Raw genomic sequence first — 20,243 nt, 5'->3', positions numbered from 1 at the left:
GTCCCCGGCGTCCCGACGGATCAGTCGGAGGGTCTTTTCGCCGACGTGTGTAACGGGGACACATGCGGGGGTTCTTCCCGGGACGGTTCCAGCCGTTCCACCGCGGCCACCGCCAGTTCGTCGAGCGCATCGCGGCCGACGTCGACGAGGTCATCATCGGGGTCGGTAGCGCACAGGCGTCCCATACGGGTCGGAACCCGTTCACCGCGGGCGAGCGGGTGAGCATGATCCATCGGTCGCTCGAGAAGATCGACACGACGACGTACGTCATCCCGATCGAGGACCTCGATCGCTATGCGGTATGGCCCACCCACGTGCAGACGCTGTGTCCCAGCTTCGAGAGGGTCTACACGAACAATCCGCTGGTCGGACACGTCTGTCGGGAGGCCGGTCTGGACGTCCGCGGCGTCGAACTCCTCGAGCGGGATCGCTACCGCGGTACCGACGTCCGTCGCCGTATGGTCGACGGCGACCCGTGGCACGACCGCGTTCCCGACGCCACCGTGGAGCGCGTCAGGGAGATCGACGGCGTCGAGCGGCTTCGTCGCGTGGTCGAACACGACCGGCACGCGGTCGACGCCCCGTCCTGAGGGGCCTGCGGCGAGAGACACCGTGTTCGCATCGAGCACGGATCGACCCGACGGAACGCTCGGGATCGTCGTCGACTCGCGTTTCCTCAAGAAACGAGGCCTCGGCGTGCTTGGACTGACCAAAGGGAGCGAGGCGTACACGATCCCCAGCGCGTTCGCATACGGCGACGCGGCGGACCGGTGGGTCCTCCGGTTCATCATGACCGAGGACAGCAGGAAGCGGGCGTTCGTCTCCGAGACGGAGATCGCGAGCCTCACGGCGTACGAGTGGCGCAGGAAGAACAACTGGAGGAGCGTCGTCTCAGGGGACCGATCCAGCTGATTCCGGGCGAGGAATTGGCAGAGTCGGCCGCGTTGTTCTCCGACGTCGGCGAGGAGTCGGCGCTCGAGGTGTTCAACGATCCGATATCCGAGTACGAGACCGTCTGGTACGAGTTGGAGATCCCCGAGGCGACGGGTCGTGGTCGGTTCCCCGCTGTCAGGGAGCGGGCGATCGATCGGATCCGGTCGGCTGCGCGCCGATATCGGTACGATGTGCGACCGAGGCCTGGAGACCGGTCGAACCGTCCCGAACCAAGGCAAGACGATCGTTCGGCCGACCGCGCCGGTCAGACGGACTCGAACTCGACGGGATCGTCCTCGGCGCCGGGGAACGGCCCGGTGTCGCCGTCCGCCTCCTCGACGAGACAGCCGTCCAGCCGCTCGATGAGCGCCTCGTCGTCGAGCTCGCGACCGATGAAGACGAGCTCGATTCGCCGGTCGCCCCACTCGTCGTCCCACTCGAGGTCGGGTCGGTTCGACCGGTAGAGGTCGCGCTCGACCTCCGGGAGGGCGGCGATCCACCGGCCCGCGGGCTCGACCCGCGTGATCCGGCCCCCGTAGCTCATGCGGAGTTCCGCGTCGGGCCGGCCCGCGACCCAGAACCGCCCCTTCGCGCGGACGAGCGCCGCGGGGAGTGCCTCGAGGAGGGCGGCGAACCGCTCGGCGTCGAACGGCCGGCGTCGCCGGTAGACGAACGAGTCGATCCCGTACTCCTCGTTGGGATGTCGGTGATCGTGCCCGTCGTGGGTCCGGTTCGCCTCGTCCCCGTGGTCGGTCTCCTCGAGCGCGCGCTTCCACCCGGCCGACTCGCCCGCGCGCTCGGGGTCGAACCGGCCGGTGTCGAGGATCTCGGCGGGATCGAGCTCTCCGTAGCGCGTCCGAACGATCCGGGCGCTCGGCTGGAGCCCCCGGAGGGTCGCCTCCACCTCGTCGAGTTCGTCCTCGGGGAGGAGGTCGCACTTGTTGAGCACGAGTACGTCACAGCACTCGACCTGTTCGAGCAGCAGATCCGAGAGGGGACGCGTCTCCCCCTCGGCGGTCTCGGCGTACTCGGGCTCCCGTTCGCCCGCGAAACGCGCGCGGAAGTCGGCGGCGTCGACCACGGTCACGAGCGTGTCGACGGCGTAGACCGCGGCGGCCTTCGAGTCCGTGGTGAACAGCCGGGCGACGGGAGCAGGCTCGGAGATGCCCGAGGACTCGACGACGAGGTGGTCGAACTCCCGGGAGCGCGCGAGCCGCATCACCTCCGTCTCGAGGTCGTCCTGGAGCTCACAGCAGATACAGCCGTTCGAGAGCTCCGTGACGCCGCCGGCGAGGTCGCTCCCCTCGGCGATCAGCTCGGCGTCGACGTTGAGCTCACCCATGTCGTTGACGAGGACGGCGACTCGCCGGTCGGTGGTGGCGAGGAGGTGGTTCAGTAGCGTGGTCTTGCCGGCTCCTAACGCCCCCGAGAGGATCGTCACGGGGATGGCGTCGGTCATGCCGTGGGATGGGGCCGGCCCGGCCTTCAACGCACCGTCCCATGCTCCGCCGTGTCGCACCGATGGTGATCGGCGAGCGTCATCGAAGGGGTCGGACCGGAGTACGTCACTCGGTCGTCCGATCCGGCACCGAGAGCGGCGGCAACTGCGCCTCGATGGTCCCGCGGTCCTCCTCGAACCAGGGGGGCAGCTCGAGCGTCCGTCCGGCCTCCGGACCCGAGACGAGCCCGGAGGGCTCGGTCGCCAGCTCGAAGAGGATCCCGCCGGGTTCGCGGACGTAGAGCGACCGGTAGTAGTGGCGGTCCTTCACCCGCGAGACGTCGTAATCACGCTCCCGGAAGAGGTCGTGCCACTCGAACAGCTCCGCCTCGCTTCCGACCAGTAGCGCGACGTGGTGGATCGTTCCCGGTCCCTCGCGGCCGAACGGGCTCTCGACGTCGAGGAGATCCACGATCCCCGCATGGCCGCCCGGCGCACGATATCGAACCCGGTCGCCTTCCTGTGCGAGGAGGTCGAACCCGAGCGTCTCGAGGATAGCGGCGGTGGCGTAGGGATTCGCCGAGAGCAGCGTGGCGCCGTGGATCGCGCGGATCGCCGCCTCCTCCGGGACCGTCTCCGTCCACGGCGCTCCCGCCACGTCGCCGGCGATGAGTTCGATCGGCGTCCCGTCGGGATCACGAACGCCGACGACCCGCTCGTCGAAGCGCTCCGTCCGTTCGGCGCCGCGGGCCGCGAGACGGTCGAGCCAGTAATCCAGCGAGCCCTCGGGGACGACGAACGCCACCGCGCTCGGCTGGGGTTTACCGACGCGGCCGTCGTCGCCGGGGTAGGGGAAGAAGGTGACGAGGCTCCCCGTCGAGCCGGCGCCGTCGCCGTAGTAGAGGTGGTAGGCGAACCGGTCCTCGTGGTTGACCGTACGCTTCAGGAACCGGAGCCCGAGCACGCCGGCGTAGAAGTCGACGTTCTGCTGGGGGTCGCCCGCGATCGCGGTGACGTGGTGGACGCCGGGCGTGTCGCTCAGCATGCGCTCGTACCGTCCGAGTCGACCCGTAGGCACAGTTCGATCCCGTCCGGATCGGCGACCACCAGGCCGGCGTTCCCGGCGGCGACCTCGACGCCGCGTTCCTCCAGGCGCCCTCGCGTCGCCTCCAGCGCCTCTTCGGAGGAGACGAGCAGTTCGAAGCGCTCGAGGCCCCGTCCCTTCGCGGGGGTCGTCCGTCCGTTCCACGTGTTGAGCCCGACGTGGTGGTGGTAGTCGCCGGCGGCGACGAACAACGCCGCGTCGCTCCACTCCTGTCGAACGCCCAGTCCGAGCCCGTCGACGTAGAACGCGTGTGCCGCCGGCAGCGAGGAGACCTCGAGGTGAACGTGCCCGACCGTCGTTTGGTCCGGCACCGCTCTCCTCCCGCGTCCGAGATCGGCGATCGCGTCCGTGTCGAGCCGCCGGGTGTCCATCTCGACGCGACCGTCGCCCGTCGTCGGCCACTCCGATCGGGGTCGATCGCGGTAGATCTCGATCCCGTTTCCCTCCGGATCGGTGAGGTAGAGCGCCTCGCTCACGAGATGGTCGGAGGCGCCGTCGAAGTGCCAGCGCCCACGGATCCGCCCGAGCGCGTCGCCGAGCGCCTCGCGCGAGGGGACGCGAAACGCCGCGTGGAACAGTCCCGTCTCCTCGTGGCCCCGTTCGGGCGCGTCGGGGTCCGCGAGCAGTTCGAGCAGGGGGTCGTCGGCGCCGAGCGTCGCCCGATCGTCGTCGCGTTCGAGGACGGCGAGGCCGACGACGTCCCGGTAGAAGCCGACCAGCCGGTCGAGGTCGTTCACGCGGAGCGTCACCCGACCGACGCGCGTGGTCGGCGGTAACCGATCGTCCGTGTTCGCCATGCCGACCGTTGGTCGCCGGCATGGATAACCGTACGTTCCGCATCGGCGCCAACGACACCGTTTTACGCCCGCGCCCGACACCGCCTACCATGGACCTCGCGGAGCGGATCGAGCGCTACCGGGCCACGATCGAGAAGTGGCTCCGGGGGCTCTATCACGGGATGTTCACCCACCCCGCCTACGAGAAGATCGAGAAGGAGGCCGAGGACTTGGAGGACGCGTTCATGCTCGCCTGTTTTCCGGACGCCTTCGGCATCCCCTCGCCGGTGTCGTACTACACCGCGGAGCTGCTGCCCCACCTCACCGACGAGTACGAGGCCTGGCAGCGGCGCATGTGGGACCGCGAGTCGCTGATCGAGCGCAAGGGCCAACAGTATCACTTCTGAGTCGATGGCCGAGCACGTCTTCTTCGGAGGCAAGGGCGGCGTCGGCAAGACGACCGTCGCGAGCGCCTACGCGCTGAAGTGCGCGAACGCGGGTCTCGACACCCTGGTCGTCTCGACCGATCCCGCCCACAGCACGGGCGACGTCTTCGACCAGGAGTTCGGCGACGAGCCCCGATCGGTCGAGGGAATCGAGAACCTGCGGGCGATGGAGATCGACCCCGAACACGAGGTCCAGGAACACCTCCAGGAGACCAAGCGCGCGCTCGGCGAGCAGCTGAGTCCGGCGATGGCGAGCGGGATCGACCTCCAGATCGAGATGGCCCACCGGACGCCGGGCGCCTACGAGGCGGCGCTGCTGGATCGGTTCGTCGACGTGATGCGCGAGGCCGACTGCGACCGCGTCGTCTTCGACACCTCGCCGACGGGCGCGACCCTGCGACTGCTCGCGCTGCCGGAACTCCTGGGGAAGTGGATCGACCAGCTCGCACACAAGCGCGAGAAGAGCATCGAGTACTTCGAGATGGCCGCGATCGGCAACCAGGAGCCCCGGCGGATCCGCGAGGGCGACCCCATCCTCGCGCGCCTCCGGAAGCGAAAGGAGCGCTTCGAGTTCGCGGGCGACGCGCTGGACGAGGCGTCGTTCTACCTCGTCTGCAACCCCGACGAGCTCTCGGTGCGCGAGACCGAGCGCTCGATCGAGACCCACCGCGAGTACGGGCTGAGCGTCGACGGGATCGTGATCAACCGGCTCACCCCGGAGCCGGACGCCGACGAGCAGGGCCGCGGCGCACGCTTTCTCCGCGAGAAGGTCGAGACCGAGCGCGAACGCGTCGAGTACGTCGAGAACGAGTTCGAGCCGCCGGTCGTCGCCGCCATCGAGACGCGGGTCCGCGAGGTGAAGGGGTCGCTGCTCACGGAGGTCGCGGAGACGCTCTCGGTGGACCCGCTACGAACCGCGTGAACCCACCGGCGCAACGACGGCGCCGGCGGGTTCTACTCAGCGGCCGTTCGGGAGAACTCATACGCCAGGCTTATATTAATCCTGGACGATTCGAGTGGTAGAACTACGCATGGTAGGAGTGATCTGGATCGTGGCGCTCGTGTTGACGACGTTCACGGCCGCGTACATCGGCTACGGGCGATACCTCTCGCAGTTCGTCGGGCTCGACGACTCGCGGGAGACACCCGCACACAAGTACCAGGACGGCCAGGAGTACGTCCCGGCGACGAAACCAGTCCTGTTGGGACACCACTACTCCAGCATCGCGGGCGGGGCACCGATCGTCGGGCCGATCACTGCAACGTTGATCTGGGGATGGGTCCCCGCGGTGCTGTGGGTCGCGATCGGCAACCCGATCCTCGGGGCGGTCCACGACTTCACGTCGCTGTCGGCGAGCGTCCGACACGAGGGGAAGTCGATCGGCTACATCATCGGTCAGTACGTCGGCGAACGAGGTAAGGACATGCTGCTGTGGTTCGCGTTTCTCCTCATCATCCTCGTCGTCGCCGTCTTCTCGCTCGTCATCGGCGTCGTCTTCGATGCCTACCCCCAGGCCGCGACCGCGAGCATCCTCTACATCGCGCTGGCGTTCGTCTTCGGCGTCTGGCTCTACCAGCTCGGGCTCTCCTTCGCCGTCGGCACCGTCGTGTTCGTCGCCGGCGTGTTCGCCTCCGTCTGGGTCGGCATCCAGTACCCCTTCGCGCTCGTCCCCGGCGGCGACTACCCCGCCGGGACGTTCGTTCTGTTGAACTCGACGCCCGGGTTCGTTCCGCCGATCCTCGAGAGCGTCAACATCGGCGCCTGGGTGATCGTCATGCTCGTCTACGGCGGCGCGGCGAGCATCCTTCCCGTCTGGATGCTGCTCCAGCCGCGGGACTACCTCTCGTCGTTCCTGCTCTACACCGGCGTCGGCGGCTCGCTGCTCGCGGTGATCGTCGGCACCTTCATCACGACGACCAGCCGACCGCTCGAGATCAACATCCCCGCCTGGTACGGGTTCATGGGCAGCGACCTCGTTCCGTTCGCGATGCCGCTGTTCCCGCTGTTGTTCGTCACCATCGCCTGCGGGACGATCAGCGGCTTCCACTCGATCGTCTCGTCGGGGACGACCGCGAAACAGCTCAACAAGGAGACCGACGCCCGACTGATCGGCTACGGCGGCATGCTCGGCGAGGGGCTGCTCGCGGCCGTGTCGATCTGTACGGTGGTACTGATCGCCGCGACGCCCGCCGCGGGCGGCATCGGCCTCGCGTTGCCGAACTTCGCGGACGGCGGCGGCATCATCCTCACCGCCTTGGGCATCCCGCTGACGATCGGATCCGTCTTCATGGCGCTCGTGCTGGTGAGCTTCCTGCTGACGAGCATGGACACGGCCGTCAGACTGGGACGCTATCTGGCCGAGGAGCTCGTCGGCACCCCCGAGACGGCTGCTCAGAGCTACGGGGCGAACCGGTACGTCAACACGAGCGTGATCGTCGTCGTCTCGTTCTTCCTCGTCGCCAGCGGCCGGTGGGAGGACCTCTGGCCGCTGTTCGGCGGCGCGAACCAGCTGCTCGCGGCGCTCGCGCTCCTGACCGGGACGATCTGGCTCGCCAACTGGGACGAGTCGAAGCAGCTGATCAGCACCGGCGTCCCGATGGCGCTGATGGCGGTCATCACGATCGTGGCGCTGCTGTGGCTCGTCGGCTACCAGAACATCTGGCTCAACCTGCTGGATGCGAGTTGGCGCGCGGAGGCGACGGGACTCGAACTCGTCTCGGTGTTCGTCCAGAGCGCGATCGCGCTCGTGTTGGTCGGGCTCGCGGTCGCGCTGTTCCGGATCGGGTACGGCAATCTCCAGACGGCCCGCGGCAGGGGCGAGACCGTCGCGGCCGACGGCGGCGAGAGCGAGACCACCGACGACTGACGGCTAGAGCTGTAGCCGTCTCGCGATCAGGCCGAGCAGTCCCGGTTCCTCGCGTTCGATCGATTCCCACAGCGAGAACGCCCCCGCCACGTCCGCGTTCGCGCTGGCGATGCATTCCTCGTCGTCGGGGGAGACGACGACGAGATTGATCTCGTAGTGGCCGTTGTAGCCGAACTTCAACAGCGTACGATCCGAGAAGCCCGCGACGCGCTCGCGGATCGATTCGTCCAGGGCGTCGGCCACGAGCACGAACGTGAAGTCGGTGCTGTAGTGCTCCTCGTCGGCGACGATCCACTCCTCGGCGAGGTCGTGACCCAGCTCGACCAGCCGGTCGAGTTCCGCCGATCGGACGCGCTCGACCCGCCGGACGAACAGGTGTTCGTAGGAGTCGTGGTGGGCGAACGACAGCGCCGGATGGAAGAAGTGTTTCTGGCTGTGGAGCGTCATCTCGCCGTAGAGGTCGAAGCGCTCGCCCTGAACCGCGTAGTCCTTCTCGAGGTCGTAGTTGGGCGCGAGGCGATCCGCGGCCCGGTCGAGGAAGGCGTCCTCCCACTCCGGGATCACGTCCGTGTCGTTCGCGCCCTCGCTTCCGGCTCCGGATTCGGCGTCGGCGCTCATGGTTCCGGTTCGTAGGGGTGGACGTCGTCGATCGGCGGCGCGCCGATCGCGAGCACGCGAACCGGTCGGTCCGCGCTCTCGGCGTTGTACGCGCGGTGAGGACTGTCGGGTTCGACGACGAAGGCCTCGTTCGCGTCGACCGTATACTCGCCGTCGGGCGTCTCGACGCTCAGCGTCCCCGAGAGGACGTAGAACAGTTCCTCCTGGTCGTCATGGTAGTGGTACGCGAGCGGGAGCTGTTCGCCCGAGGCGGCGTCGTAGTGGTTGACGGCGACGGTCTCGAGACCGGCGGTCTCTCCGATCGGATGTCGGTCACAGGGCCGGTCGGGGGTCGCCTCGAGGTCGTCGACCGAGATCACGTGATAGCCCATGGTGGGGGAAGGCGGTCGACGGCCTAATACTTGTATCCGATCGGTAGCCGTCGGCGGCGCCGCGGCGTCCGACCACCGATCCCGACGCGTTCTCCGGATTCACCGCTCGTAGCGCCGGTGGCGCACGGCAACGTATAACGGTCTAGAGCGAGTAGCGTCGACCATGGGTGGAAAGAAGACCGAGGCCTGCGGTCGTTGCAGCATCACGACCGTGATCGACGCGACGGACGGCGATCGGGAGCTCCTCGGCGAGGACCGCATCGAGATCGAGGAGCGCGAGATGCGCCGCCTCTCGGCCCACCACGTCGCCGCGAGCCGGGCGAAGGAGTGGTTCAACTCCCTCGGCGAACGCCTGATCTACGGCCGATAGCGGACGCAGGGCCAACGGCTATATAGCGTCCGAGGCGGAGTAGTAACCCAAATGGAAGAGACCATCGCTGGGTTCAAACAGCGCGGTCGGTGGGCGGACGTCGTCGAACACGGCGAGCGTATCACCCGCGCGCTTCGGGAAGCCGGCGCCGGTGGCCCCGCCTTCAGCGAGTGGAACGAGTGGCGGCCGAAGTTCGGCGAGCGCATCGACGAGGACGTCAGCGAGAAGACCGCCGCCCAGGCAAGCGTGGGCGAGGGCGAGGGCGAACGAGCGGGCAAGGATCCCGACGACGACCTGCGTACTGCCGGCGAGCGTCTCACCGAGTCCTACGAGAGCCTCGAGAACGACGACACCGAGGACGCGCTCGACAAGTGGGGAGAGTCGGTCGGCTACGTCGCCCGCGCCGCGGATTCGGCGAGCCGGAAGGCGCTGCGGACGGTCGAGGACACCGTCTACCAGAAGGTGATGACGCAGCTCGCGCCGTACTACTTCGACAACGAACTCGTGAGCGCGAACCTCCAGCGAACGACCCGGGGGGAGGTACCCGAGTTCGTCTTCGAGGTCAACGTCAACGACGACGAGATCAAGGTGGAGGTCTCGAAGCGCCTCGCGGAGTACGAGGACTCGATCGACCGCTGGCACGTCGAGACCGAGAAGGACGTCGAGATCGCCGAGACCGTCGAGGGCGCGGAGCCGACGGAGGCCGAACTCGAGGCGACGACCGCCAACCCCGAGGAGCTGAACGGGAACGAGTCCGACGCCGCCGAGGGGATCAGAGAGCAGATCGAGGCGGCCGAGCTCGTCGAGGGGCTCGAGACCACCGAGACCGAACGCGAGACCGCGAGCGCCGTCGCCGAAGACGAAGACGAAGATCGAGATCAGTAGCGTCATGGAGACGAGGGCGAAAGCGAGACCGTAATGGTCGATATCGCGACGCTCGCGACGCTCGTCGTCGCCGCAGTCGCCAGTCTGTTCATGGCGTGGGCGATCGGCGCCGGATCGAGCGGCTCTACTCCCTTCGCCCCCGCGGTCGGAGCCAACGCCATCTCGGTGATGCGCGCGGGCTTTCTGGTCGGCCTGCTCGGCTTCGCCGGGGCCGTGCTCCAGGGGGCGAACGTCTCCGAGGCGGTCGGACGCGAGCTGATCGGCGGCGTCACGCTCTCGGCGGAGGCGGCGACCGTCGGACTGTTGACGGCGGCCGCGCTCGTCGCGGTCGGCGTGTTCCTGGGCTATCCGATAGCGACGGCGTTCACCGTGACGGGTGCGATCGTCGGCGTCGGCCTCGCGCTGGGGGGCGATCCGGCGTGGGCCAAGTATCGGGAGATCACGGCGCTGTGGGTGCTCACGCCCTTTGTCGGCGGCGGGATCGCCTATGTGACCGCCCGTCTGTTGCGCAGCGAGAGGGCCCCCGAGAGCTACACCGTCCCGCTGCTCGCGGGCATCGTCGGCGTCATGCTCGCAAACATCGAGTTCGCGCTGCTCGGCCCGCCTGACGTCAGCATGACCGTCAGCGCCGCCGCCGCGTCGGCCACGGACGCCCCTGCGATAGCCGGGATCGACGTCGTTCAGGCGGGCGTGACGCTCGTCTTCGCACTCCTCTGCGCGCTCGCCGTCGGCTACGACATGCGCCGCGACCAGGATCGCGCCCAGCGGCGTTTCCTGCTCGTGCTCGGCGGGCTGGTGGCGTTCTCGGCCGGCGGCAGTCAGGTCGGGCTCGCGATCGGACCGCTGCTCCCGCTGTTCGACCCGTTCGGCCTCCCGCTGACGGCGATCCTCGTCGGCGGCGGGATCGGGCTGCTCGCGGGCTCGTGGACCGGCGCACCGCGGATGATCAAGGCGATCGCCCAGGACTACTCCTCGCTGGGCCCCCGACGCTCGATCGCCGCGCTGATCCCCTCGTTCGCGATCGCCCAGGCCGCCGTGCTGTTCGGCATCCCCGTCTCGTTCAACGAGATCATCGTCAGCGCCGTCGTGGGAAGCGGCTACGCGGCCGGAGCCGGCGGGGTGAGCAAGGGGAAGATGCTCTATACGGTGCTCGCGTGGATCGGCTCGCTCGTGCTCTCGATCGTGCTGAGCTACGGCGTCTTCTCCGCCGTCCAGTGGGTGATCTGAGCTAACCGGTCGGCTCGTCGATCTCGGTCTCGGTCTCGGGCTCGACCTCGATGGCGTCGCGTTCGACGCGAGCGCGCATGATGCGGGTGTTCTCGACGTGTTCGACCGTGATCTCGACGCCGTCGTAGGCGATCGACTCGCCCTCCTCGACCAGCCGGCCCGCGCGGTTGAAGATGAAGCCCGCGATCGTCTCGAACTCCTCGCCCTCGGGGAGCTCGATCTCGAGGACCTCGTTCACCTCGTGGATGTTGACCTCGCCGCGCACCCGAACGGTGTTCTCGTCGAGGTGCTCGATCGGCTCCTCCTCGCCGCCCTCGAGGATCTCGCCGACGACCTCCTCGACGAGGTCCTCCATCGTCACCAGCCCCTCGGTGGTGCCGAACTCGTCGATGACGATCACCATGTTCAGCCGGTCCTCGCGCATCTCGGCGAGCAGTTCGTCGACGTTCTTCGACTCGGGGACGTGGAGCGTCGGCGTGGTGAGATCCGAAAGCGGGACCGTCCGCTCGCCGTACCGGGACTCGCGGATCAGGTCCTGGATGGTGATGATTCCGATGACGTTGTCGAGGTTGCCCTCGTACACCGGCAGGCGTTCGTGGCCGCTCTGGATCGAGGTCTCGATCGCCTCGTCGATGCTCGTCTCGGCGGAGACGGCCGTCATGTCGAGACGCGGCGTCATCACCTCCTTGGCGATGGTGTCGGTGAACCGGAAGATGCGCCGGAGCATGTCGTGTTCGTCCTCCTCGATGACCCCCTCGCGCTCGCCGGTCTCGATCAGGTCCTGGATCTCGTCGCGGGTGACGTAGGCGGTCTCGATCGCGCCGCCCGTGCTTCCGGTCAGACGGTTGATCTGGCGGGTGAGGTAGTCGAAGAGGACGATCAGCGGGTACATCGCGTACTCGGCGAGCTTCAGCGGACGGGCGATCCGCCGGGCCCACGAGTCGGCGTGTTCGACGGCGTAGGACTTGGGCGCGCTCTCGCCGAACAGCAACACCACCGCGGTGATGCCGAGCGTCGCGACCCCGACGGCGACGGCGCCGCTGACGTAGAGCCCGAGCAGTCCGGTCGCGATCGCGGACATCGCGATGTTGGCGATGTTGTTGCCGACGAGGATCGTCACCAGCAGTCGGTGAGGGTCCTTCTTCAGCGTCTTGACCATCTCGGCACCGGGGAGGCCCTCCTCGACCATCGTATCGACGCGGTGTTGGGCGAGCGAGAACATCGCGATCTCGGAGGAGGAGAAGAAGGCCGACAGCCCGATGAGCATGACGATGCCGGCGGCGCCGAGGGTGGTGATCAGCCCGAGAGAGAGTTCGATCCCGAAGACATCGACTAGGAGAGGAAGGTGCACCATTCAGTACACGTTCTTGAAAGCCGGCGGGATTAAACGTTTCCGACCGCTGGGAAAGCGTTTACGGCCGTCGACCGCGTAGTCGGATGTATGGCTGATCAACCGCCGATCACGTTCTACCGACTCCAGGGATGTCCGTACTGCGAGCGCGTCACCCGGAAGCTGGGAGAGTACGACCTCGAGTACCACTCCCGGTTCGTCGAGGCGATGCACTCGGAGCGAGACGCGGTCAAGCGCGTCAGCGGCGTCCGGACCGTGCCGGTGATCGTCGACGAGAACACGGGCGTGACGATGGCCGAGAGCGCGAACATCGCCGAGTACCTCGACCGAACCTACGGGGAGGAGGCGGGCGCCTGATGGTGGACTTCGAGGTCAGCGAACTGCCGCCGTCGGAGCACCCCGAGGAGGGCGAGACCGCCCCCGATTTCACCCGCCCGCTAGTCAACCGCGAGTTCTGGGAGGACGTCTCGCTCTCCGAGCTGACCGCCGAGGGTCCCGTCCTGCTCGTCTTCACGCCGATGGACGGCGACTTCCCCGCGACGTACGTCTGGAACGAGCTCCGCGACCGCGCGTGGGACGAGGGGCGCGACCTGCAGGTAGTGGGGCTCTCGATCTCGACGCCGTACGAGCACCGGGGGTTCATCCACGAGCGAGAGATGGAGTACGCGCTGTTCAGCGACCCCGCGAACGACGTCGGCCGGGAGTACGGCATCGATCACGAGCTCGACGGGATGACCGGCATCAGCGAGCCCCGTCCGGCCGTCTTCCTGCTCGACGCCGACCGGACCGTACGGTACGCGTGGGTCGCCGAGGAGTGGCCCGACTTCCCCGAGTACGACGAGATCGAAGACGCCATCGAGTCGCTGTAGTTTTCTCACAGCCGATACGAGACCTCACCTATGAACGCGAGCGACTCCGACGCCGAGCTCGAACGGGCGGCCGACGCGATCCGGGGCGGGGAGCTCGTCGTCTACCCCACGGAGACGGTCTACGGCCTCGGCGCGGACGCGCTTGATCCCGAGGCGATAGATCGGGTCTTCGAGGCGAAGGGACGGCCACGGTCGAACCCGCTGTCGATGGCGGTCCCCGACGTCGAGAGCGCGGTCCAGTATACCGATCTCACCGATAGAGAGCGGCGGTTCGTGCGCGAGTTCCTCCCCGGCCCGGTGACGGTGGTGGTTGAGGCCGGAGACCGAGTTCCCGAGGCGCTTACCGCCGGACGCGACCGGGTCGGCGTTCGGATCCCCGATCATCCGCTGGCGCTCTCGTTGCTCGAACGGGTCGCACCGGTCACGGCGACGAGCGCGAATCGAAGCGGCGAGCCCAGCGCCCGACGGGCCGACGAGCTCGATCCGGAGATCCGCGAGGCGGTCGAGTCCGTACTCGATGGCGGAGAGGTCGGAGGAACCGAGAGCACCGTCGTCGACGTCGAAAACGAGGAGATCCACCGCCGCGGCGCGCTCGCCGATCGGATCGAGGCGTGGCTAGAGGCCGAGCAGTGAGCGAAGCGATCGGGTTCTGACGCCGCAGCGGTCGCGGTACTCACAGCCGGCGCACTTCGCGTCGTCGGCGAGCCGCGGCGGCGGCCCGTCGATCGCCTCGACGGTTCGTATCGCCCGCCGGTAGAGCGCCTTCCGCCGCGTCGTGAGCTCGATCCGGCGGACGATTCCGTACGTGGGGTACTCGACGAAGGCGGTCTCGACCGGCGTCTCGCGCTCCCAGGCGAGCGCCTTCGCCGCCGCGACCGCCCGCACCGACTGGGGCGCCCAGACGCCGTTCTCGGGCGGCCTGCCGGCGGAGACGATCGACGGAACGGGCGGCCCCTCGAGCAGCTTGTGGACGACGCCGCGACACTCCCGACCCGTGAGGAGGACGTCGCGTTCGGGGGGATCGGCGAGCTCCTCGAAGCGGTCGAGACGGTCGAGAGTACGCGTCAGGTTCGTCCGAAACTCGTCGGGAGCGACGGCGATCGGCCGACGCCGGAGGAGGGAGTCGTCGGCGTCGAGAAGGGTTCGGTACTCGAAGGCGAGTGCACGGCGGGTCGTGACGGCGTCGGGCACCTCGCGAGCGTCCTCGCAACGATAGTAGAGCTTTCGCGGACAGTAGACGGCCAGCGCGAGGTCGCTGAAGGCGTGCACGCGCTCCTTGGGCGCGTCTTCACGTTTGAACCTACGACCGTACGTCGCGTCACATCTCGATGTCGTTCTCCATCCCCTCGGTGGCCTCCTTGAGGCCGTCCTCGCGGGCGTCGCGGGCCAGCCGGTTCGAGAGGTCGCCGTCGGCGACCAGCTCCTCGAACTCGTCACGGTAGCGGTCGTTCGCGGTACGGGCCTCCTCGCGGGCACGCTGGACGCGGCGGGCGCGACGCACCGTCGCCTCGTCGACGTCGTACGCCGCGGCGACCTCCTCGGGGCTCTCGTCCGCCTCGAGACGTTCGCGGAGCTCGCGAAGCTCGAAGGGGAACTCCTCGTCCGCCTCGCGGAGGAGGTGAAGGTCCATCCGGGCCCGGAAGAGCTCGTCCTCATCGGCGTCGAACTCCGCGGCGAGCTCGTCGTTCTCCTCGAAGAAGCCCCGGACGAGCCGGCGGTACTCCTCGGTCGACCAGTCGGTGTCGAACTCGTACGCCCCTTGCATCCGCTCGATGACGGCGGTGAGCCGTTCCTCGACGGATCGCTCGTCGGTCAGCGACCCGGGGGTCTCCTCCTGGCGCTCCGTGACGGTGTCCTCCTCCGTGACGTCCAGAAAGAGATCGCGTAGCTCCTCGGTCTTCTCGTCCAACTGCTCGGTGTTTTCGGTCATGCTGACCCCCGACTCAGCGGGCAGGGATATAAAGCCTGTTGCCTGTGTGCTCCTGCTCGTCAACCGAAGATTCAATGTGGTTGACGGCGACGGTCGGCGCATGGAGCCACGAAAATGAGCACCGAATCCGAATCCGTCGACCTCGTCGACGACGCGACCGTCACGAACGTCGCCCGTGCGGCGCTGTTCGCCGCGCTGACGGGGGCGTTCGCGTACGTCTCGTTTCCCTTCCCGCTCTCGCCCGCGCCGGTGACGCTGCAGGTGCTCGGCGTCTTCCTGGCGGGGATCCTGCTCGGCCCGATCTGGGGCGGGGCGGCGATGGCGCTGTATCTGGTCGCGGGCGCGCTCGGCGCGCCCGTTTTCGCGGGCGGATCGGCCGGTTTCGGCGCGCTCGTCGGCGAGTCGGCGGGCTACCTCTGGTCGTATCCGATCGCCGCGGCGCTCGTCGGGGCGATCGCCCACGGCGGACTCGCGGTGCGCGCCCCCGAACGGATCCACCCGGCGCGGATGGTGGGCGCGATGGCGGCCGGCACCGTCGTCATCTACGCGCTCGGCGTGCTCGGGCTGATGCTGGTGCTCGGGCTCTCGCCGACGAACGCCGTGATCGCGGGCGCGCTGGTCTTCCTCCCGGCCGAGGCGGTGAAGATGGCCGCCGCGGTCGGCGTCGTCCGCAGCGAACGGCTCACGGCGGCATGATCGAGACGCGGCGGCTCGTCCATCGCTACGGGGAGACGACGGCGCTCGACGACGTCTCGCTCTCGATCGCCGACGGCGAATTCCTCGTCCTCGCGGGCCCGAACGGCTCGGGGAAGAGCACGCTCGTTCGCCACTGGAACGGCCTGCTCGAGCCCGATGACGGCGACGTACGGGTGAACGGCCGCCCGGTTGGCGAGAACCTCGTCGCCGCCCGCAGCGCGATCGGAATGGTGTTCCAGGACCCCCGCGACGGCTTCGTCGCCGCGCGCGTCGGCGCGGACGTCGCGTTCGGCCCCGAGAACCTCGGACTCGCCCGCGAGGAGATCGACCGCCGGGTCGAGCGGGCGCTCGCGGCGGTGAACCTGGCCGGCCGAGACGAGGAGCGGATCGAGACGCTCTCGGGCGGCGAACGGGAGCGACTGGCGATCGCGGGCGCGCTCGCGATGGAGCCCGATCACCTGGTGCTCGACGAGCCGTTCACCGGCCTCGACGCCTTCGCTCGGGAGTCGGTGCTCGACCGGCTTGCGGCGCTCAGTCGTGGAGGGACCGGCGTCGTCGTCGTCACCCACGACCTTCGGGACGTCCTCTCGCTCGCCGATCGGCTGGTCGTCCTCTCGTCAGGGCGGGTGGTCCGCGACGGCCAGCCGCAGGATCTGGACGACGAACTCGAGGGACTCGGCGTGCGCCCGCCGTGTTGAGCTACGCACCCGGTAAGAGTCTCGCCCACCGGCTCGATCCGCGGTCGAAGCTCGCCGTCCAGATCGCGTTCGCGGCCGCCGCCTTCGCACACACGACGCTCGAGGGACTGGCGGTCCTGACGCTGCTCGCGCTCGGGACGCTGGCGGCCGCCGGTACGTCGCCGACCGAGGCGATCTACGCCTACCGGTTCGCGCTGCCGTTCCTGCTCGGTGGACCGCTGCTCGAGGGACTGACCTGGATCGGCTTCGATCCCGCAGCGGCCAGCGAGACCCTTCTTGCGAGCTACCGTGTCCTCCTCATCCTGTTGGTGTCGGCGGCGTACGTCCGCACGACCCCCGTCCGCGAGTCGCGAGCCGCGATCCAGCGGACCGTTCCCGGCCGACCGGGTCAGTTCCTCGGCATCGGGACGTCGTTCGTCTTCCGACTCCTGCCGCTCCTGATCGCGGACCTGAAGCGGGTACGCGGGGCGATGGCCGCCCGGCTGGCGAGCGAGCGGCCGGTCCACGAGCGGATGGCGCTGCTCGCGGTGACGGGCGTCGAGCGCGCGCTCTCCCGCGCGGATCGACTCTCGCTCGCGCTTCGCGCCCGGTGTTTCGCGTGGAATCCGACCCTGCCCCGCCTCTCGTTCGGACGGGCCGACGCGCCGGCGCTGGCGCTGGCGGCGCTGCTCGCGTTCGCGGCGCTCTACTAGGTGTTTCGGACGAGAACGATCGTCCCGTCGGTGACCTCGTCGACGTCGCCGACGTGACGCGTGCCGTCGGTCGGCAGTTCGCCCGCCTCCGTCCGCTCGACGATCGTCCGGGCCTCGATCGGCCCGCAGCCGACGTGATAGGCGCTCCGGCCGCCGCCGATGGCGATCACGGCCGACGAGAGCGCCCTGTTGCCGACCTCGACGACCGGCATCGACGACGACGCCGTGCGCGCCGCATCGAGGACGGGGCCGTGGCCGCCCCCGTCCCCGGTACGGACCCGGACGGCCGGCGATTCACCCACCGCTCCTCCCTCCGATACCATTGTCGACCGGCCGGACCCGAACGACAAAAGGGGGCCCACCTTGCAGGAGCGATCCGTTAGAACGGCAGCGCTATCCGCCGTTCGCGCCCGGCAGGACGGACGGCCGCCACGAGGATCGCGAGGGCGACCGATACCACGAGCACGGCGATGCGGATGGGGCGGGTCATGGCCGGCCGTTCGTCCTCCTGACCAATAGTCCCTGTCCCCTCACGCACCGGCACGTTCCGGTTCGCGTCCGGCGATCCCGTCGCCCGCTATCGACGGCGCGTTTCGGTCCGCGATCGGTTAACGATGTTTAGTTGATATCGCACGAGTACCTCGGGAGTTAATTTTCGACGAAAAGAGATCGTTTGGTGGTAAGATTTAAGCGCACGCTACGCCCGTGAACGATTATGCACGTCGTCGCACGGACCGGCGGGGAGATCACCCGCGAGACGTTCTGGCAGATCGGTCCGATCGGGAAGGGGATGTTCTACTTCCTCTCGATCGTCGCCGTCGTCGTCCTCGTTTACGGCGTCTACGGGCGGTTCGCCCGTTACACGGCGGGCGAGGCCGACCCCCGCGAGCGACTGGACGACCTCCCGGGTCGGATCCTTACGGCCGCGAGAATCGCCGGCTCGAACGAGAGCCAGTTCGACCGCGACCTCTACGGCGGACTGATGCACGCCTTCGTCATGTGGGGGTTTCTCGTCCTACTGATCGGGACGACTATCCTGTTCGTCGACCTCGACTTCTACAACGTCCTCACCGGCGAGTCGTTCTGGCAGGGCGACTTCTACCTGGCCTACCAGCTCGTGCTCGACGCGTTCGGGCTGCTGTTCGTCGTCGGCCTCGGAATGGCGATCTACAGGCGATACGTCGTCCGGAACGAGCGGCTGTTCGGCCCTCACACGGGCCTCGAGGACGACGCGTTCGTCTGGACGCTCTTTCTGCTGGGCGTCGGCGGCTTCCTCGTCCAGGGGGTCTCGATGGTCGGCCAGGAGGGTCGTGCCGCCGAGACCGTGAGCTTCGTCGGCGTCTTCGCCGCGGGGCTGCTCGAGGCCGGCGGGCTCACCCCCGAGGGTGCCGCCGCGATCTACCCCTGGATCTGGTGGCACCACTCGATTCTTGCTCTCCTGTTCGTTGCGTGGATTCCCTACGCCAAGCCGTTCCACATGCTCTCGTCGTTCGCGAACGTCGTGACGCGCGACGAGCAGTCGGGGCGCGTCCTCCCGGGGGTTCCCGCCGACCTCGACGCGACCAACGCCGAGTCGATCGACGACTTCACCTGGAAGGAACTGCTCGACCAGGACGCCTGTACGAAGTGCGGGCGATGCTCGTCGGTCTGTCCCGCGAAGGCCAGCGACAGGCCGCTCGATCCCCGCGACGTGATCCTCGACCTCAAGAGCTACCGCGAGGCTGTCGACGCCGGCGGCGAGGAGAAGGCGATCATCGCGGACGGCGGGGCCAGCGTGATCGACAGCGAGACCATGGAGTCCTGTATGGCGTGTATGGCCTGCATGGACGCCTGTCCCGTCGAGATCGAGCACCTCAACAGCTTCACGCGGATGAACCGCCAACTCACCGACCAGGGCGACGTCGACTCGAACGTCCAGGACGTCTTCCAGGACGTGATGCGCAAGGGCAACTCCTTCGGCGAGCCTCAGCGCAAGCGGGCGGACTGGGCCGACGAGCTCGACTTCGAGCTGACGGACGCCCGCGAGGAGGAGGTCGAGTATCTCTGGTACGTCGGCGACTACCCCAGCTTCGACGACCGAAATAAGAGAGTAGCCCGCTCGCTCGCGACGCTGTTCGAACACGCCGGCGTCTCCTTCGGCATCCTCTTCGATGACGAGAAAAGCGATGGAAACGACGTCCGCCGGGTGGGCGAGGAGTTCCTCTACCTCGAACTCGCGGGCCACCACGTCGAGAGCTTCGAGGAGTGTGCGTTCGAGCACATCGTCTGCACCGACCCCCACTCGTACAACACGATGAGAAACGAGTACCCCGAGGTCGAGTTCGAGGAGTTCGCGGACGACCCGATGATGCCGTTCGAGTACGACGAGCGGTGGAACGCGAACGGCGAGGTGGACGTGCTCCACTGGACGCAGGTCGTCGAGGGGCTCGTCCGAGAGGGCCGGCTCGGGCTCTCCGGAACCGAGCTCGACTACACCGTCACGTACCACGATCCCTGTCACCTCGGTCGGTACAACGACGAGTACGAGGCGCCCCGCGACCTGATCCGCGCGACCGGCTGCGAGCTGTACGAGATGCCGCGCAACCGCTCGAACTCCTTCTGCTGTGGTGGCGGCGGCGGCGGCGTCTGGATGGAGTTCGACGAGGACCCGAAGCCGAGCGAGGAGCGGCTTCGCGAGGCGCTGGAGGACACCGACGCCAACGGAGCGGTCGAGAAGTTCGTCGTCGCCTGCCCGATGTGCATGACGATGTACGAGGACGGCCGGAAGACCGGCGGGTTCGAGGACGCTATCGAGGTGGTCGACGTCGCCGAGTTGCTGATCGAGGCGATCGAGACCCGGACGGAACCGGACGCGGCGAACGAGAACGCCACGACGACGGACTGAGATTACCCGGCCCGCACCGATCGGAACGGATTCCACGAGACGGGTGCTCGGCGGGCATAGCCGCTCGGTTCACCGAGAGAGGAGGGC

Annotated in this window: 23 protein-coding genes and 1 pseudogene; 15 read left to right on the top strand and 9 right to left on the bottom strand. The window is 68.2% G+C overall.

The features are described 5' to 3' along the window. Positions 1 to 62: 62 nt before the first annotated feature. Together V0Z78_RS01350 and V0Z78_RS01345 are read left to right on the top strand one after the other, a co-directional pair. Complete coding sequence (locus V0Z78_RS01350) at positions 63 to 590, top strand: nicotinamide-nucleotide adenylyltransferase (protein ID WP_336342819.1); 528 nt, start codon at positions 63 to 65, stop codon at positions 588 to 590. 22 nt (positions 591 to 612) lie between these two features. Continuing rightward, positions 613 to 912, top strand: coding sequence for a hypothetical protein (locus tag V0Z78_RS01345; protein ID WP_336342818.1), 300 nt, complete (start codon positions 613 to 615; stop codon positions 910 to 912). A 286-nt stretch (positions 913 to 1,198) separates the two neighbouring features. Here the strand turns inward: V0Z78_RS01345 and V0Z78_RS01340 are convergent, their stop codons facing one another. The 3 genes from V0Z78_RS01340 to V0Z78_RS01330 form a co-directional block, all read right to left on the bottom strand. After that, positions 1,199 to 2,392, bottom strand: coding sequence for a GTP-binding protein (locus V0Z78_RS01340; RefSeq protein ID WP_336342817.1), 1,194 nt, complete (start codon positions 2,390 to 2,392; stop codon positions 1,199 to 1,201). A 106-nt stretch (positions 2,393 to 2,498) separates the two neighbouring features. Further along, entirely contained in the window at positions 2,499 to 3,416 is a 918-nt protein-coding gene (locus tag V0Z78_RS01335; RefSeq protein ID WP_336342816.1) for a VOC family protein, read from the bottom strand. Beyond that, entirely contained in the window at positions 3,410 to 4,273 is an 864-nt protein-coding gene (locus tag V0Z78_RS01330; RefSeq protein WP_336342815.1) for a VOC family protein, read from the bottom strand. The genes V0Z78_RS01335 and V0Z78_RS01330 overlap by 7 nt, the downstream gene beginning before the upstream one ends. Before the next feature lie 89 nt (positions 4,274 to 4,362). On the opposite strand from V0Z78_RS01330, the gene V0Z78_RS01325 reads away from it, so the two are divergent. The 3 genes from V0Z78_RS01325 to V0Z78_RS01315 all read left to right on the top strand — a co-directional run bounded on the left by V0Z78_RS01325 (position 4,363) and on the right by V0Z78_RS01315 (position 7,565). Then, the gene (locus V0Z78_RS01325) at positions 4,363 to 4,659 is read left to right on the top strand and encodes a hypothetical protein (protein WP_336342814.1); all 297 of its coding nucleotides are present in this window, start codon (positions 4,363 to 4,365) and stop codon (positions 4,657 to 4,659) included. Between the two features lie 4 nt (positions 4,660 to 4,663). Beyond that, positions 4,664 to 5,620, top strand: a complete 957-nt coding sequence (locus V0Z78_RS01320) for an ArsA family ATPase (protein ID WP_336342813.1) — start codon at positions 4,664 to 4,666, stop codon at positions 5,618 to 5,620. 109 nt (positions 5,621 to 5,729) lie between these two features. Further along, the gene (locus V0Z78_RS01315) at positions 5,730 to 7,565 is read left to right on the top strand and encodes a carbon starvation CstA family protein (RefSeq protein ID WP_336342812.1); all 1,836 of its coding nucleotides are present in this window, start codon (positions 5,730 to 5,732) and stop codon (positions 7,563 to 7,565) included. 3 nt (positions 7,566 to 7,568) lie between these two features. Here the strand turns inward: V0Z78_RS01315 and V0Z78_RS01310 are convergent, their stop codons facing one another. Further along, entirely contained in the window at positions 7,569 to 8,183 is a 615-nt protein-coding gene (locus tag V0Z78_RS01310) for a hypothetical protein (protein WP_336342811.1), read from the bottom strand. Continuing rightward, entirely contained in the window at positions 8,180 to 8,554 is a 375-nt protein-coding gene (locus V0Z78_RS01305; protein ID WP_336342810.1) for a cupin domain-containing protein, read from the bottom strand. The genes V0Z78_RS01310 and V0Z78_RS01305 overlap by 4 nt, the downstream gene beginning before the upstream one ends. A gap of 163 nt (positions 8,555 to 8,717) precedes the next feature. Between V0Z78_RS01305 and V0Z78_RS01300 the strand changes: the two genes are divergently transcribed. The 3 genes and pseudogenes from V0Z78_RS01300 (at position 8,718) to V0Z78_RS01290 (ending at position 11,036) form a co-directional block, all read left to right on the top strand. Beyond that, positions 8,718 to 8,924: a hypothetical protein gene (locus tag V0Z78_RS01300; protein WP_336342809.1), complete on the top strand. Its 207-nt coding sequence runs from the start codon at positions 8,718 to 8,720 to the stop codon at positions 8,922 to 8,924. Positions 8,925 to 8,975: 51 nt separating this feature from the next. Continuing rightward, positions 8,976 to 9,632, top strand: a pseudogene (locus V0Z78_RS01295) (DUF5828 family protein); the annotation flags it as partial. Between the two features lie 210 nt (positions 9,633 to 9,842). Next, on the top strand, positions 9,843 to 11,036 hold the full coding sequence (locus V0Z78_RS01290; protein ID WP_336342808.1) for an inorganic phosphate transporter: 1,194 nt from the start codon (positions 9,843 to 9,845) through the stop codon (positions 11,034 to 11,036). A 1-nt stretch (position 11,037) separates the two neighbouring features. On the opposite strand, the gene V0Z78_RS01285 is transcribed toward V0Z78_RS01290, so the two are convergent. Further along, positions 11,038 to 12,390 carry a hemolysin family protein gene (locus V0Z78_RS01285; RefSeq protein WP_409338660.1) on the bottom strand — a complete coding sequence of 451 codons (1,353 nt, stop codon included), beginning with the start codon at positions 12,388 to 12,390 and terminating at the stop codon, positions 11,038 to 11,040. A gap of 87 nt (positions 12,391 to 12,477) precedes the next feature. Between V0Z78_RS01285 and V0Z78_RS01280 the strand changes: the two genes are divergently transcribed. Genes V0Z78_RS01280 through V0Z78_RS01270 form a run of 3 tightly spaced genes read left to right on the top strand, consistent with a single transcriptional unit; the run spans position 12,478 to position 13,889 of the window. Then, on the top strand, positions 12,478 to 12,744 hold the full coding sequence (locus V0Z78_RS01280) for a glutaredoxin family protein (RefSeq protein WP_336342807.1): 267 nt from the start codon (positions 12,478 to 12,480) through the stop codon (positions 12,742 to 12,744). Then, on the top strand, positions 12,744 to 13,256 hold the full coding sequence (locus tag V0Z78_RS01275; protein ID WP_336342806.1) for a redoxin domain-containing protein: 513 nt from the start codon (positions 12,744 to 12,746) through the stop codon (positions 13,254 to 13,256). The genes V0Z78_RS01280 and V0Z78_RS01275 overlap by 1 nt, the downstream gene beginning before the upstream one ends. Positions 13,257 to 13,286: 30 nt before the next feature. Then, positions 13,287 to 13,889, top strand: a complete 603-nt coding sequence (locus V0Z78_RS01270; RefSeq protein WP_336342805.1) for an L-threonylcarbamoyladenylate synthase — start codon at positions 13,287 to 13,289, stop codon at positions 13,887 to 13,889. Here V0Z78_RS01270 and V0Z78_RS01265 read toward each other — a convergent pair. Together V0Z78_RS01265 and V0Z78_RS01260 are read right to left on the bottom strand one after the other, a co-directional pair. Continuing rightward, a complete protein-coding gene (locus V0Z78_RS01265; protein ID WP_336342804.1) occupies positions 13,872 to 14,525 on the bottom strand; it encodes a CRISPR-associated protein Cas4 in 654 nt (217 codons plus the stop codon). The two genes, V0Z78_RS01270 and V0Z78_RS01265, sit on opposite strands and share 18 nt — an antisense overlap. 49 nt (positions 14,526 to 14,574) lie before the next feature. Beyond that, positions 14,575 to 15,165: a hypothetical protein gene (locus V0Z78_RS01260; RefSeq protein ID WP_409338714.1), complete on the bottom strand. Its 591-nt coding sequence runs from the start codon at positions 15,163 to 15,165 to the stop codon at positions 14,575 to 14,577. A gap of 135 nt (positions 15,166 to 15,300) precedes the next feature. Between V0Z78_RS01260 and V0Z78_RS01255 the strand changes: the two genes are divergently transcribed. From V0Z78_RS01255 to V0Z78_RS01245, 3 genes are read left to right on the top strand one after another with little or no spacing between them, the layout of a single operon-like run. Beyond that, on the top strand, positions 15,301 to 15,882 hold the full coding sequence (locus V0Z78_RS01255; protein WP_336342802.1) for a biotin transporter BioY: 582 nt from the start codon (positions 15,301 to 15,303) through the stop codon (positions 15,880 to 15,882). Further along, complete coding sequence (locus tag V0Z78_RS01250; RefSeq protein ID WP_336342801.1) at positions 15,879 to 16,580, top strand: energy-coupling factor ABC transporter ATP-binding protein; 702 nt, start codon at positions 15,879 to 15,881, stop codon at positions 16,578 to 16,580. Before V0Z78_RS01255 ends, V0Z78_RS01250 begins: the two co-directional genes overlap by 4 nt. Further along, entirely contained in the window at positions 16,574 to 17,272 is a 699-nt protein-coding gene (locus V0Z78_RS01245) for an energy-coupling factor transporter transmembrane component T family protein (protein ID WP_336342800.1), read from the top strand. Before V0Z78_RS01250 ends, V0Z78_RS01245 begins: the two co-directional genes overlap by 7 nt. Here V0Z78_RS01245 and V0Z78_RS01240 read toward each other — a convergent pair. Further along, positions 17,269 to 17,595, bottom strand: a complete 327-nt coding sequence (locus V0Z78_RS01240; protein ID WP_336342799.1) for a hypothetical protein — start codon at positions 17,593 to 17,595, stop codon at positions 17,269 to 17,271. The genes V0Z78_RS01245 and V0Z78_RS01240 overlap by 4 nt on opposite strands. 392 nt (positions 17,596 to 17,987) lie before the next feature. Between V0Z78_RS01240 and V0Z78_RS01235 the strand changes: the two genes are divergently transcribed. Further along, on the top strand, positions 17,988 to 20,156 hold the full coding sequence (locus V0Z78_RS01235; RefSeq protein WP_336342798.1) for a heterodisulfide reductase-related iron-sulfur binding cluster: 2,169 nt from the start codon (positions 17,988 to 17,990) through the stop codon (positions 20,154 to 20,156). The last annotated feature ends 87 nt before the right edge of the window (positions 20,157 to 20,243 follow it).

Source organism: Halalkalicoccus sp. CG83 (assembly GCF_037081715.1).
Taxonomy (GTDB): Archaea; Halobacteriota; Halobacteria; order Halobacteriales; family Halalkalicoccaceae; genus Halalkalicoccus; species Halalkalicoccus ordinarius.
The sequence above is the reverse complement of the archived record's forward strand: the minus strand, read 5'-3'. Positions and strand labels throughout refer to the sequence as shown.

What these genes read in the sequence shown, in the direction of transcription:
- V0Z78_RS01350 (WP_336342819.1), top strand. Translation starts at nt 63, where the DNA reads ATGCGGGGGTTCTTCCCGGGACGGTTCCAGCCGTTCCACCGCGGCCAC.
- V0Z78_RS01340 (WP_336342817.1), bottom strand. Translation starts at nt 2,392, where the DNA reads ATGACCGACGCCATCCCCGTGACGATCCTCTCGGGGGCGTTAGGAGCC.
- V0Z78_RS01335 (WP_336342816.1), bottom strand. Translation starts at nt 3,416, where the DNA reads ATGCTGAGCGACACGCCCGGCGTCCACCACGTCACCGCGATCGCGGGC.
- V0Z78_RS01330 (WP_336342815.1), bottom strand. Translation starts at nt 4,273, where the DNA reads ATGGCGAACACGGACGATCGGTTACCGCCGACCACGCGCGTCGGTCGG.
- V0Z78_RS01325 (WP_336342814.1), top strand. Translation starts at nt 4,363, where the DNA reads ATGGACCTCGCGGAGCGGATCGAGCGCTACCGGGCCACGATCGAGAAG.
- V0Z78_RS01320 (WP_336342813.1), top strand. Translation starts at nt 4,664, where the DNA reads ATGGCCGAGCACGTCTTCTTCGGAGGCAAGGGCGGCGTCGGCAAGACG.
- V0Z78_RS01315 (WP_336342812.1), top strand. Translation starts at nt 5,730, where the DNA reads ATGGTAGGAGTGATCTGGATCGTGGCGCTCGTGTTGACGACGTTCACG.
- V0Z78_RS01310 (WP_336342811.1), bottom strand. Translation starts at nt 8,183, where the DNA reads ATGAGCGCCGACGCCGAATCCGGAGCCGGAAGCGAGGGCGCGAACGAC.
- V0Z78_RS01305 (WP_336342810.1), bottom strand. Translation starts at nt 8,554, where the DNA reads ATGGGCTATCACGTGATCTCGGTCGACGACCTCGAGGCGACCCCCGAC.
- V0Z78_RS01300 (WP_336342809.1), top strand. Translation starts at nt 8,718, where the DNA reads ATGGGTGGAAAGAAGACCGAGGCCTGCGGTCGTTGCAGCATCACGACC.
- V0Z78_RS01290 (WP_336342808.1), top strand. Translation starts at nt 9,843, where the DNA reads ATGGTCGATATCGCGACGCTCGCGACGCTCGTCGTCGCCGCAGTCGCC.
- V0Z78_RS01285 (WP_409338660.1), bottom strand. Translation starts at nt 12,390, where the DNA reads ATGGTGCACCTTCCTCTCCTAGTCGATGTCTTCGGGATCGAACTCTCT.
- V0Z78_RS01280 (WP_336342807.1), top strand. Translation starts at nt 12,478, where the DNA reads ATGGCTGATCAACCGCCGATCACGTTCTACCGACTCCAGGGATGTCCG.
- V0Z78_RS01275 (WP_336342806.1), top strand. Translation starts at nt 12,744, where the DNA reads ATGGTGGACTTCGAGGTCAGCGAACTGCCGCCGTCGGAGCACCCCGAG.
- V0Z78_RS01270 (WP_336342805.1), top strand. Translation starts at nt 13,287, where the DNA reads ATGAACGCGAGCGACTCCGACGCCGAGCTCGAACGGGCGGCCGACGCG.
- V0Z78_RS01255 (WP_336342802.1), top strand. Translation starts at nt 15,301, where the DNA reads ATGAGCACCGAATCCGAATCCGTCGACCTCGTCGACGACGCGACCGTC.
- V0Z78_RS01250 (WP_336342801.1), top strand. Translation starts at nt 15,879, where the DNA reads ATGATCGAGACGCGGCGGCTCGTCCATCGCTACGGGGAGACGACGGCG.
- V0Z78_RS01240 (WP_336342799.1), bottom strand. Translation starts at nt 17,595, where the DNA reads ATGGTATCGGAGGGAGGAGCGGTGGGTGAATCGCCGGCCGTCCGGGTC.
- V0Z78_RS01235 (WP_336342798.1), top strand. Translation starts at nt 17,988, where the DNA reads ATGCACGTCGTCGCACGGACCGGCGGGGAGATCACCCGCGAGACGTTC.